11 protein-coding genes are annotated in these 11,584 nt (G+C 64.7%); 1 reads left to right on the forward strand and 10 read right to left on the reverse strand.

All coding sequences use genetic code 11. The annotated features are described in order from the left end of the window. Nucleotides 1-193: 193 nt before the first annotated feature. From secF to hinT, 9 genes are all read right to left on the reverse strand, one after another. The gene (gene secF, locus AB5Y50_RS05040) at nt 194-1,108 is read right to left on the reverse strand and encodes a protein translocase subunit SecF (RefSeq protein WP_029314368.1); all 915 of its coding nucleotides are present in this window, start codon (nt 1,106-1,108) and stop codon (nt 194-196) included. 109 nt (nt 1,109-1,217) lie between these two features. Further along, nucleotides 1,218-3,020 (reverse strand): protein translocase subunit SecD, encoded by a 1,803-nt coding sequence (gene secD, locus AB5Y50_RS05045; RefSeq protein WP_041212853.1) that lies wholly within the window; start codon nt 3,018-3,020, stop codon nt 1,218-1,220. Nucleotides 3,021-3,168: 148 nt separating this feature from the next. After that, the gene (locus AB5Y50_RS05050; RefSeq protein WP_041212852.1) at nt 3,169-3,636 is read right to left on the reverse strand and encodes a hypothetical protein; all 468 of its coding nucleotides are present in this window, start codon (nt 3,634-3,636) and stop codon (nt 3,169-3,171) included. A gap of 106 nt (nt 3,637-3,742) precedes the next feature. Next, on the reverse strand, nt 3,743-4,603 hold the full coding sequence (locus AB5Y50_RS05055) for a DUF6279 family lipoprotein (protein WP_039038970.1): 861 nt from the start codon (nt 4,601-4,603) through the stop codon (nt 3,743-3,745). Nucleotides 4,604-4,654: 51 nt separating this feature from the next. After that, entirely contained in the window at nt 4,655-5,518 is an 864-nt protein-coding gene (locus tag AB5Y50_RS05060) for a phosphotransferase (RefSeq protein ID WP_041212851.1), read from the reverse strand. After that, nucleotides 5,508-6,104 (reverse strand): penicillin-binding protein activator LpoB, encoded by a 597-nt coding sequence (gene lpoB / locus AB5Y50_RS05065; RefSeq protein WP_010674346.1) that lies wholly within the window; start codon nt 6,102-6,104, stop codon nt 5,508-5,510. Before lpoB ends, AB5Y50_RS05060 begins: the two co-directional genes overlap by 11 nt. Further along, entirely contained in the window at nt 6,104-6,502 is a 399-nt protein-coding gene (locus tag AB5Y50_RS05070) for a YcfL family protein (protein ID WP_041212850.1), read from the reverse strand. Before AB5Y50_RS05070 ends, lpoB begins: the two co-directional genes overlap by 1 nt. A 68-nt stretch (nt 6,503-6,570) precedes the next feature. Beyond that, nucleotides 6,571-7,992: a COG3014 family protein gene (locus AB5Y50_RS05075; protein ID WP_041212849.1), complete on the reverse strand. Its 1,422-nt coding sequence runs from the start codon at nt 7,990-7,992 to the stop codon at nt 6,571-6,573. Continuing rightward, the gene (gene hinT / locus AB5Y50_RS05080) at nt 7,992-8,342 is read right to left on the reverse strand and encodes a purine nucleoside phosphoramidase (RefSeq protein WP_010674343.1); all 351 of its coding nucleotides are present in this window, start codon (nt 8,340-8,342) and stop codon (nt 7,992-7,994) included. The genes AB5Y50_RS05075 and hinT overlap by 1 nt, the downstream gene beginning before the upstream one ends. Nucleotides 8,343-8,598: 256 nt before the next feature. Here hinT and AB5Y50_RS05085 point away from each other — a divergent pair, with 256 nt between their 5' ends. Further along, complete coding sequence (locus AB5Y50_RS05085) at nt 8,599-10,611, forward strand: methyl-accepting chemotaxis protein (protein WP_041212848.1); 2,013 nt, start codon at nt 8,599-8,601, stop codon at nt 10,609-10,611. 67 nt (nt 10,612-10,678) lie between these two features. Here the strand turns inward: AB5Y50_RS05085 and AB5Y50_RS05090 are convergent, their stop codons facing one another. Continuing rightward, nucleotides 10,679-11,563 carry a 6-carboxytetrahydropterin synthase gene (locus tag AB5Y50_RS05090; RefSeq protein WP_161648123.1) on the reverse strand — a complete coding sequence of 295 codons (885 nt, stop codon included), beginning with the start codon at nt 11,561-11,563 and terminating at the stop codon, nt 10,679-10,681. Nucleotides 11,564-11,584 lie beyond the last annotated feature (21 nt).

Genomic DNA, 11,584 nt, shown 5'->3' on the forward strand with positions numbered 1-11,584 from the left:
ATAGCGCCTAAAACATGCATTTCATTACACTTTTCAACTTCTGCTCGGCCGCGTCACACCCGCCGCCCCAACCCGGCCTTCGGGACCGCCGCCCCCCTCTGGCAGAATGGAAAAAGGAAGGCATTCGCCTTCCTTTTTTGCCCGGGGCGGCCGCACTGGCCGCCCATGAGCCCCGTGGCAGGGCGCTCGCCGGTCACGCCGCCTCGGCCAGCTCCTCCTCTTTTTTCTGGTAGGCCTGGGGGGAGAGCCCCAGCAGCTCCTGCACGGTGGAGGCCACCGTGATGGAGGAGAGCGTCCCCACCAGGATGCCGGCGAACAGGGTGAAGGAGAAGCCGTAGAGGGCGTCGCCGCCGAACAGGAGCAGGGCCCCCACGGTGAAGAGGGTGGTGCCCGAGGTGATCATGGTGCGGCTGAAGGTGGCCTTGATGGCCACGTCCGAGCACTCGTGGATCCCCATGCGGGTACGAGACCCCAGCAAGTCCCGCAACCGGTCCGAGATGACGATGCTGTCGTTGAGGGAGTAGCCTATCACCGCCATCAGGCCCGCGATGACGTTGAGGTCGAACTCGATGTCAAAGAGCGCGAGCAGCCCGATGGCCACCAGACCATCGTGCAACACCGACACCAGGATGCCGATGGCCTGGCGCCACTCGAAGCGCACCGCCAGGTAGGCGGAGATGGCGAGCGAGGCCACCAGCACCGCCAGCATCCCCTGCTGGAACAGCTCCGCGCCCACCTGGGGCCCGACGATGGTGGTGCGCAAGAGCTCCACCGGCAGGGCGAGTTGCTGCCCCAGCATGGTCGCCAGATCCTCCGCCGCCCAGGGCAGCGCGTGGGGGGGCAGCTTGATGAGCCACTCGCCGGGCACACCGGCGCCGTGCAGCTCCACCACCCCCGCCAGGGGCGCCGTCAGCAGGGCGTTGAGCTCATGGGCCTCCTTCAGGGTCTGGATGCGAAACTCCAGCAGGATCCCGCCGGTGAAATCGAGCCCGAGGGCGAGCCCTTTTGTCGCAAGGACGGCCACGCAGGCCAGGGTCAGCAGCACGGAGGCCCACAGCCCGATATAGCGCCAGCGGGTCAGCCCCATGGCCAGGATCATTCTCAGCATTGTTCTTCCCTCGACGTCAGGTGGTTCAGACTTCCCGGCAGGAAGCGGTCGGTGCGCAGGTCATACAGACTCACGGGTGCGGCGTCATGGTGATGAAGTCGGTTCATGGTCATACCCTCAGCAGCTTGGCGCGGCTGTTGCCCCACAGGGGGTTGATGATGGCGCGGGTGCCCCAGATGCCGGTCACCATGCTGGAGATGAGCCCCAGGATCAGGGTGATGGAGAAGCCCTGCAGCGGCCCGGAGCCGATGGCATAGAGCACCACGGCGCAGATGAGGGTGGTGATGTTGGCATCGAAGATGGTGCGAAACGCCGAGCGATAACCAAAGTCGATGGCGTTGGCCAAAGACCCCCCTTCCCGCAGCCGGTCCTTGATCCGCTCAAAAATCAGCACATGGGTATCCACCGCCATGCCGACGGTGAGCACCAGACCGGCGATCCCCGGCAGGGTCAGCACGGCCCCCGGCAATACCGCCAGCATGCCCACCTGCATCAGCAGGTTGGCAACCAGCGCCGTGATGGCGACCCAGCCGAACTTGCGATACCAGGCCATCATGAACAGCATCATGCCCGCCATGCCGAACGCCAGGGCGGTGAAGCCCGCCTCGATGTTCTGCAGACCCAGGGTCGGGCCTATGCTGCGCTCCTCCAGGATCTTCAGCGGCGCGGTGAGGGCCCCGGCCCGCAGCAGCATGGCAAGCTCCTGGGCCTCGGGCAGGCTGCCAATCCCGGTGATGCGGAACTGGTTGCCAAGGGCGGTCTGGATGGTGGCGACGTTGATCACCTCGCTTCGGGCGCGCAGCTTGCCTTCGGCGTTGGTCTTGTACTCGGTGAAGACGGTGGCCATGGGCTTGCCCACGTGCTGGCGGCTGAACTGGTTCATCTTGCTCCCCCCCAGGGTGTCGAGCACGATGTTGACCTGGGGCTGCCCCATCTCCCCCATGTTGGCGCGGGCATCGACGATGTGCTCGCCGCTCAGCACCGGCTGGCGGGCCAGCCCCACTGCCTGGCCGCTGCGATCCGCCATGAAGAAGCGGCTGTCGGCCTTGGCTTCATAGAAGGCCAGGGACGCGGTGGCGCCGATCACCTCTTTCGCCTGCTTGGGGTTGTGCACCCCCGGCAGCTCGATGCGGATGCCGTCCTGCCCCTGACGCACCACCGAGGCCTCGACGATGCCGAGCTCGTTGATCCGCTTTTTCAGGATCGACAGGTTCTGGGTCACGGCGTTGTTCACCAGCAGGGTGCGCTCGGCGTCGCTCAGCACCAGGGTCAGTGCATTGCCGGAACGGCTCAGTGTCCACTGATCCTGGCGGGTACCGGCACTCTCCTTGATGATGGAGAGCCAGGCCTCCTGCCCCGTCACGTCGGGCAGGGTGACGGCCACGCTCCCCTGGGCGGTGCGCATCACGCTGGCGCCGCGCAGGTTGGCCTCGCGAAAACGGGTGCGCAGGGTATCCACCAGGTTCTTGGTCTGGTTGTCGATGACAAAATCCACGTCCACCCCGATCAGCAGCTGGGAGCCACCGCGCAGGTCCAGCCCGAGCTTGATGGGATCGGCGCCGAGCCGGCTGATCCAGGCCGGGGCGTTGGAGTAGAACTCCAGGGTCAGGGCGGCGCTGTCCAGCCCCTGCTGCTCCAGCAACTGCTTGGCCAGTTGCTGCTCCCCCTGGCTGGCGAACACCAGCGCTATCCGGCCACCCTGGGCGATCTGCTTGAGGGGGTCGATGTGGTTCTCGGCCAGCAGGGTGCGCTGCGCGTCGCTCAGGCGCGACTGGCCGTGCAGACCGAGGGAGGGCTGCTCACCGAAGAAGGTGGGCAGGGAATAGAACGCGAACGTGACCAGCATCAGCAGCAACAGGGCGTACTGCCACAGGCTCATGCGGTTCAACACGGTATGACTCTTTTTTCTCATGAAATCGGCCTCTGTCAGGCGATGGCAAGGGGCGACACCGGGGTCGCGCCGTGCAAAAAAATGAAACAAGACAGCCTAGCCGTTCACTAAAAGTGAACAGCAACAGAGAGAAGATGAGGCAACAGGTGGCAAGCTGACCCCATCGGGGTCAGGCGAGGAAGCTCTGGGCGAAGCGGTACTGCAGATGCCGGCGCTGCAGGCGGCGCCTGTGAATGCCGGCGAAGTGATCGCGAAAGCTCGTCCCCGGGTAGAAGAGGGCGGCATAGAACAGCAGGCCGCACAGCAGCAGCAGGATCGCCTGCTGGGACCAGCTCATCACCAGCTCGTAGACCACGCTGCCGGGCTGATGATCGCGGCTCAGGGAGTGCTCGAGGCGCAGCAGGTGATTCTGGTGGGAGCCGACGAACTTGACGATGCCATCGTCACTGCCGCTGACGCCGTGGGCCGCCGGGCTTGCGTCGGCAGGCGCCGCCCCCTCCGCCAGCGAGTGGGCCTGCTGGGCCGAGGGCTGGAACGCGGGTACCTTGACCCCCTCCACCGAGAGGGTAGAGAACAACAGTGCGAGGGTGATGAGCAGGGTCATCGCCGCCAGTTTCACGTTGTCGGTCAGGTTCAAAAGTTAATTCCCACACAATAGAAAGGGCAAGCTACCACAGCCTGCCCCACAAGAACAAGGGCGGCAGGCCCGGGGCCCGCCGCCCTTGTGTTGTCTCATCGCGTCCTCAGCGGCTGCGGGTCATGCCCTCGAAGTCCTCGGCATAGTCCTTGAGCAGGGTGTAGAGGTGGGCCCGCTGGGAGAGATCCATGGAGTGGCTGAGATCACTCAGCCACTGGATGGTGCGCTGGCGGGACTGGTCCGTGTAGCCGGTGAAGCGGCCATCCATCAGGCCGTCCCCCTGCTGGAGCAAGCGGGTCAGCTCCTGGCCGAAATCCGGGCTCTGGCGCTGTTTCATCAGCCGATCCAGCTCCTTGGTCCAGGCCTCCTGAAAGTCGAGCCAGGGGGCCATCATCTCGTATTGCCACTCGGCCCACTGCGTGATGAGGGGCTCCTGGGCCGGCTTCACCTTGCCAATCCAGAACACCAGGCGCTCGTTCATCTTCTCCCGAAAGCCCTTGATCATCTCGGCCTTCGACTGGGTGGCAAAATCGTGCTGACGCTCCTGCTGGCGCGTCACCCGATCGGCCATGAAGCGAGCCACCTGCTCGTCGGTCAGGGTCTTGGCGAGGCGCACCGTGCGGGGAATGGCGTTCTCCAGGGTACGGGTCAGGCTCGCCTGGGTTCTGTCCAGATGCAGGGTCACCTGGGCAGGGCTCATGGGGCTGGCCACCGCCTTGGCCAGGGCGTCGAGATCCCGGGCATAGATGGGCAGCTCATGCTGCCGGTGCCAGGCCATCAGCCCCTTCACCTCCTGGTCCAGCAGCTTCTTCTGGCTGCGGTCCAGGGAGAAGTAGTCGTCCAGTTGCCAGACGATGGCCGAGTCGAGCCAGTAGTAGATCACCCGGGTGGCGCAACCCGTCAGCAGCAGGCAGAGCAGCAGCAGGCTCCAGCTACGCGGTTGACGCCATGAGAATGTGGTCACCATGCATGCCTCCCATTCATTGAATACACGCGTCGCGCGGGCCGTTGCCGGGCATCACTCCAGGCGCTGGCGGTTGATGTCGATCAGGGCCTGATACTCGGGCCCGGGTTGCTGTTCGGCCATCAGCAGCGCCCACAGCAGGCCGATGTAATCGACCCAGGGCAGGAAGGCATCGGCCTGGAATCCCCGGGGCCCCAGCCCCGTCGCTGCCCCGTCCATGGCTTCAAGATAGCAGCTCTCCAACTGGCACCGCTGCTCTTCGCTCCAGCCGTGGGTGCGCTGAATGCTGGCGACCTCGAACCCAGGATGACCGGCGGCGCCGTACTCCCAGTCGATGACCCAGGGCCGCGCCCCCAACAAGTTAGCCGGATTGAGATCGTGATGGCAAGGGAGCCAGCAGTCGTCCGGCTCCCGGCTCGCGAGCAGGGCCCGCTCCAGGGCGGGCAGCCAGGGAGGGATATGGGCCAGACGCTGCCGATACCCGCCGCTGTGGGCCCGCACCGCCATCACCACGGTCGGCACCGGCAGGCGGTGCAGCCGCACCAGCACATCCGCCATCAGGCGGGGCTGCGCGGCGAGAGGCGGCGCCTGCTCGGCCCAGTTGGGTTCGTCGCACCACGCCAGCAGCATCAGGCCGGTGGCGGGATCGCCGTGATGACAGGGCAACGCCAGCCCCTGCCCCACCGCCCCCTGGTAGAGCTGCCACTCGGTGGCCCGGTCGATGCCAAGGCGCACCGGATCCGGATGACCGCGGCGCAGGAAGGCCTGCTCGCCAGTGGGGAGACAGAGCCGGTAGTTGCCGTTGGTCAGGCCCTGGCCCAGCGGCTCAAGGCGCCCCTGATCCCAGGGCGCCGGCAGGCTGGCGAGGAGCGCCAGCTCCGCCAGATCCCCCTGCCCCCGCGGGTCCTCACCAGCCAAAGGTGGACTTCTTGGCCTGTTTGCGGATCTCTTTCTGATCGGCCCACAGCAGTTCGCCGTTCTCCACATCCATCAGGTTCATGGTCATCTGGTAGTAGACGTCCTTCACCTTGCCGTTGTCCTTGACGATGCTGGCGAGGTTGCCATAGACCATGTAGCGGGCACCGGTCTGCTTGCCGAGCCGCACCATGGTGGCGGGATCCACCATGCCGCTGCCCTGCTGGTATTCGAGCTGCTGCTTGACCGCCGCCACCTTGCTCATGTCCACGAAGCGGAACTTGCCCGAGCGCAGCAGCTTGGTGCGGATAGTGTCGGTGATGGCCTCGGTGTCGATGTGCTCCGAGGTCTTGTTGCGGATGGAGTCCATGAACATCACCGGGCGGCCCCCGGCGGTGATCTCGCTGGTGGCCGGGGACGCCAGCATGGAATCCGCCATCTTGTCGGCGATGGCCTGCAAGTCGGAGGAGCCGTAATCGACGGTCACCGTCTCGGTCTCGGTGGGATCGCCATAGCTGACGGTGGTGCTGGAGCAGCCGCCCAGCAGCAGGGCGCCGGTCAGGATCAGCAGGGCATGATTCATTTTCATCAGTAGGATTCCTCCATCACTTCGCGAACGTAAATCCGGTAACCCCGGGCGGCCGGGCTCGGCGCCAGGGCGGACAGGGTGCGGGTCTGGTAGCCATGCAACTTGAGGGGGGTCCAGCCGCGGCCATCGCTGGCCACCTCCTGCCCCGCGTCGTCATACCAGTAGAAGAGATATTGCAGCCTGTTGTCACCACGCTGGGTGCTGGCCGCCGCCACGTTGACCTGCAACAGGCCGTTCTGCTGGCGCCGGCTGAGTTCGGTCAGGGTGACGTTGACGTTTTGATGCTGCTCGGCCACCGCCGCCGCACCGGCCGCGCCATAGAGCGCCACGCCGGAAGTATTGGTGGCACAGCCCGCCAGCAGCAGAACCAGGCCCAGGGCCAACCCTTGTGCTTTCATCTTGCTCTCCTTGCCGGTGGCCGTCGGCCCGACCGGTCATTCATCTGAGTTGCCATATCCGGTTCCCCCTAGAGGGGCATCACCCGGGTCGTGAGCCCGCTCCCCAGGCGCTGTACCCACACCAGGGTGGTGCGCCCGGCGTGGACGCTGAGTGGCAGGGTACGCATGGCGCTGCCCGCCCCCAGGGTCAGGGTGACGTTCCCGGCCGGGACCATCCCCTGCCAGCTCGAGGCCTTGGCGGGCAGCGTCAGCCAGCTGCGGGTATCCGCCCGCTCCGAGAGGGTGTTGAAGATCCCCACCAGGATGTTGCCCACATCCCCCCCCTCCTTGGCGGCGGTGCGCCGCACCTGCTCCTTGGCCACCAGCCGCAGGGCCTGCCGGGTCAGCATGCCAGGCAGCCGCTCCTGCAGATCCTTGGCCGCCAACGCCTCCAGCCTCACCAGCTCGCTGGTCTGCGCCACCCCCTTGCCCACCGACAGGGTGAGCGGGGCGCCGTCGCTGGCCCGATTGTCGTAATAGGGCACCGCCACGGTAAAGGTACGAAAATCGCCGCTGGAGGTGGAGATGGGCAGCGGTAGGAAGAGCTCACGGCGCGCCGGGATGAGGCCATCTTCAAACAGCACCACCAGCTGGCCCTGATCCTTGGCCAAGGGCGGCGCCTTGCGGCCCATCCGTTGCTCGGTCTCCTTGAGCTCCTCGGGAGAGCCGCGAAGCCGGGCCAGGCGCAGCAAGGCATCCTGCAGGCTCTGGTTGTCCGGCGCTATCTGGTAGCCGCGCTGGTAATCGACCCAGGCATCGTTGAGATCCCCGGCCGCCTCGTAGAGCACGCCGGAGAAATAGAAGGTGTAGGCGTTCTGGAAACCGTTTTTCACCTGGCCTATCAGGCGATCGAGCTCGGGGGCGCCGCGCGACATCAGCTGGCGCATCTCCCCGGCTTCGTCCTCCTGCTCCCCCTCCTGCGCGGCCTTGCGCACCTCGTCGGCCCGCCGTTTAAGGGCCTGCTCCTGCACCTGGTTGGCACGGCGCACCTCTACCAGGGCGCCGTCGGCATCCCCGCGCTGCAAGTAGTTGAGCGCCAGATAGTGGTGCAGCATGGTGCGCTCGTAATCGGGCGCCTGGTAAGCCAGGGTCTGATCGTTGGTGAGCAGGCTGCCCGCCTGGGCCAGTCCCTGGCTCAGGCGGTACTCGGCCTGATTGTCTTCCCACGCAAGCCGGCTGTCGGCGGTGGCAAAGGCCTGCTTGCTGGGGCCGTCCTGACCCGCCAGCCAGGCGATGCGCCCCTTCTCCAGCTGGTCGAGCACGAAGGTGTCGTCCCCCGGGGTCGATTCGCGCACCTCGGGCAGGGCTTCGGCGGCATGGCCCAGCAGCAGCTGGTTGCGCAGAGGCACCATCTGATCCGAGTAGGAGACGAACATGTCTTTCCACTGGGAGGCACAGCCTCCCAGCAGCAGACCGGCCAACAGCAGGCCGGTCGACGGGACGAGGCGCATCACAGGCTCAGCAGGGGTCCCAGGGGCTCGCCACCGACCAGGTGCAGGTGGATGTGATAGACCTCCTGCCCGCCGTGGCGGTTGCAGTTCATGATGAGGCGGTAGCCGTCCTCGGCGATGCCCGCGTCGCTGGCGAGCTTGCGGGCCACGGTGAACATCCGGCCCAGCGCCAGCTCGTGATCCGGCTCCACATCGTTGACGGTGGGGATGAGCACGTTGGGAATGATCAGGATATGGGTCTTAGCCTTGGGCTGGATGTCGCGAAACGCGGTCACCAGATCGTCTTGATAAAGGATGTCGGCGGGGATCTCCTTGCGGATGATTTTGCTGAAAATGGTTTCTTGCGCCATGGGTAACTCCTTTATAGGAAAAAGAAAATTCAATACAAAGCTCAAGCGGCTCCCAAACAGGCCGCCGCAACGCGCCAAGTGTGACACAAGCCGACATTTGGCACAGCCGTTGTCCCAATCGCTTCAGTTATTGTGAAGAATACCGATAGCGAGGAGACGTCCCGCGAACCACAACGGCATCCCCTTCGGGGCATGCAGGGTATCAAAGGGACGGGGTACTCAGGCAAGGGACTTTTGCACAGACAGCGGGACAATAATGAAACAAACAATGTCAGACCTCTCGATCCTACAGAGAGTCTATCTGGGCTTTGCCATCCTGGTCGCCGTCATGGTCGCCAGTGCGGTACTGACCTTTCGCGGCCAGAGCGAACTCAGCGGCGCCCTGGATCAGGTGACCCAGGAGTCCATGCCGCTGGTACTCGCCAGCAGCCAGACCCAGATAAGCCTGCTCAGCGCCAACAAATGGCTCACCGACGTGCTGACCGAGCAGGATCTCAAGCAACTGCCGGCGGAAGTGGCCGAGTTGCAACAGGCCAAGGGCCAGGTCGACAAGATGGTCGCCAGCCTCAAGCAGCAGGTGGCGGTGCATCCCCAATTGCAGGCGGACATGACAGTCCTCGTCAAGCTGGTGGATGACTACCTGCAACTGACCCAGACCCTGCCCGGCGAACACGAGGCCCTGCTCACCCGGCTGCACAAGGTCAATCAGGCCAAGGGCCAGTTCCAGGTCAGCCTGCCCCAGTTCAAGAAGAACCTGGGGGACATGATGGTCACCATCGACGACAGCTTCATCAAGATGCTCTCCGAGACCCTGACCACCAAGCTATCCGCCATCGAGCTCTCCACCATGGATGCCCTCAACCAGAGCATCCCCGCCCCCATCGAGGCGGCGCTCAAGCGCAACAAGATGCAGATCGAGGGCTTCAACAGCACCATCAAGGATCTCCAGGGGGAGCTCAAGGACTTCGACAACAACATGGGCCACTACGTCCATGGCTTCGTGCGCGACACCACGGGCAATGACGGCGTGCTCTCCCAATACCTGGCCCTGATGAAGCAGCAGCAGGCCATGCGCGAGCAGAGCAAGCAGGCTAGCCAGCTCATCCTCAGCATCCAGAACAAGCTGGAGGGGATCACCGCCCAGAGCCAGCAGCTGATGAACGCCAGCATCCAGGCCTCCGATCGGGTGCAGACCCAGAGTACCCTGACCCAGGGGATCAGCATCGCCATCGCCATCTTCGTCGCCATCCTGGTGGCCTTCACCCTGGGCAAGGCCATCCGCCGCCCCCTGAAAGAGCTGCTGCGGGTGCTGACCGAGGTGACCCAGGGTGACATGACCCAGCGCGTCGGCTTCAAGAGCCAGAACGAATTCGGCCAGCTCGCCAGCCAGATCAACCTGCTGATCCACCAGATGGGGGATGTGCTCAAGCAGCTCTCCCAGGCGTCGACCCAGCTCAACAGCGCCGCCCACGACAACCGCCACACCACCGAATCGGTGCGGGCGGATCTGGAGAAACAGCGTCAGGAGACCGCCTCGGTCGCCGCCGCCATGACCCAGATGGAGGCCTCGGTGCGGGAGGTGGCCCAGGCCGCCAACCAGACCCTGGAGCGGGTGCAGGATGTGGAGAAAGCCTCCGAGATGGGGCGCAAAGTGATGGCAGGCAACATCACCACCACCCACCAGCTCGCGGGCAAGCTGCAGCAGACCGGCAAGGTGATTGGCGACGTGAGCGCCATGAGCGGCCAGATTGGCAACATCCTCGACGTCATCCGCGGCATCGCCGAGCAGACCAACCTGCTGGCCCTCAACGCCGCCATCGAGGCGGCCCGCGCCGGCGAGCAGGGACGCGGGTTTGCGGTGGTGGCCGACGAGGTGCGCAACCTGGCTGGCCGCACCGCCCAGTCCACCAGCGAAATCCAGACCATGATCGAGAACCTGCAGCAAGGCGTCGCCCGGGCAGTCAACGTGATGCAGGAGTGCTCCCGCGAGATGGACAGTTGCGTGGATCAGAGCTCCCAGGCCAACAACGCCATGGAAGAGGTACAGGGCATCGTGGTGCTCATCAGCGACATGTCCAGCCAGATAGCCTCCGCCGCCGAGCAGCAGCAGGCCACCAGCGCCGACATCGCCACCAACCTCAACCGCATCTCCGACATCTCGGATCTCAACTATCAGGGCATAGAGCGGGTCGCCGAGACCAGCAAGCAGCTCGACTCCCTTGCCGAGCAGCAGGAGGGGCTGGTCCAGCGCTTCCGCCTCAGTGCCTGATGGCCACGACCCGATACGACAAGGCCCCGCATTGGCGGGGCCTTTTCATGGCAGCGAAGAACCTGGCTCAGGCGTAGGCGATGGCGCCCTTGCCGACCCCTTCATAGGCGACAATCTTGACGAACTTGTCCCCTACCTGCTTCTTCACCTCGCGGGCGATGTAGTGGGCCAGCAGCTCGATGGTAGTGTCGGTGTCGATCATCTCCACCTCCACCGCCGGCATGGCGAGCTGGAACAGCCCCTGGGGCGCCACGTACTTGAAGCCGATGTAGTGAGCGTCCCCTTCTTTCAGTGACGCCTCGGCCCGCTTGCTCAGGGCGAGTTCGCCAAGGGCCACTCTGTCCTCTTCGGTGCCCAGGTAGATGTCGGCCCAGCGCTCGGCCCAGTTGAACTCCAGCTCCTCGTCACGCTCTCCATCCACCAGGATCTCGACGGGAGAGCGGTGGCCGTGGGCGATGCGCTGGCAGTTGCCGTCGTGCTTCTTGAGGCCGTGGCTGTAGTGGTAGAAGGCGCCCTCGATGCGCTCCGAACGCAACGTCAGGGAGAGATCCTTGATGTTGCCGGGCAGACGCTTGGCCAGTACCCCCAGCAGATAGCGGGTCACCGACTCTTTATCCACCTGGGGGGCGGGAATGAAGGCAAACCCTTGGGTCGGGCAGCGCAGGTGGATGGCGCGACCCGGACGCAGCAGATCCACGGTACTCTCGTCGTTGTCCAGCGCGTGGACATGGACCAGGGGACATTCCGTCGGCACCAGCAGCTTGTGATCCACCTCTTCATCGATGATCGACTTGATGAGCTTCTTCACCCGACCGAAGTCCAGCAACATGCTCATCTCGTTGAGCTCGCCGCTCATCTCGATGTCCACCAGCCAGCTCTCGCCCACCATGCCGCGGCGCTCGCATAAATAGCTGGAATCGATCACAGTCAAATCTCTAACAAATAACTTCATTACTCAGGCCTTGCTACAGAG

Origin of the sequence: Aeromonas sp. s6 (assembly GCF_040907815.1) — a bacterium.
GTDB classification, from domain to species: Bacteria; Pseudomonadota; Gammaproteobacteria; order Enterobacterales; family Aeromonadaceae; genus Aeromonas; species Aeromonas caviae.

Coding starts and splice junctions, on each gene's coding strand:
- AB5Y50_RS05070 (WP_041212850.1), bottom strand. CDS start 6,502: ATGAAAGCACAAGGGTTGGCCCTGGGCCTGGTTCTGCTGCTGGCGGGC.
- AB5Y50_RS05055 (WP_039038970.1), bottom strand. CDS start 4,603: ATGGTGACCACATTCTCATGGCGTCAACCGCGTAGCTGGAGCCTGCTG.
- secF (WP_029314368.1), bottom strand. CDS start 1,108: ATGCTGAGAATGATCCTGGCCATGGGGCTGACCCGCTGGCGCTATATC.
- AB5Y50_RS05075 (WP_041212849.1), bottom strand. CDS start 7,992: ATGCGCCTCGTCCCGTCGACCGGCCTGCTGTTGGCCGGTCTGCTGCTG.
- secD (WP_041212853.1), bottom strand. CDS start 3,020: ATGAGAAAAAAGAGTCATACCGTGTTGAACCGCATGAGCCTGTGGCAG.
- AB5Y50_RS05090 (WP_161648123.1), bottom strand. CDS start 11,563: ATGAAGTTATTTGTTAGAGATTTGACTGTGATCGATTCCAGCTATTTA.
- lpoB (WP_010674346.1), bottom strand. CDS start 6,104: ATGAAAATGAATCATGCCCTGCTGATCCTGACCGGCGCCCTGCTGCTG.
- AB5Y50_RS05085 (WP_041212848.1), top strand. CDS start 8,599: ATGAAACAAACAATGTCAGACCTCTCGATCCTACAGAGAGTCTATCTG.
- hinT (WP_010674343.1), bottom strand. CDS start 8,342: ATGGCGCAAGAAACCATTTTCAGCAAAATCATCCGCAAGGAGATCCCC.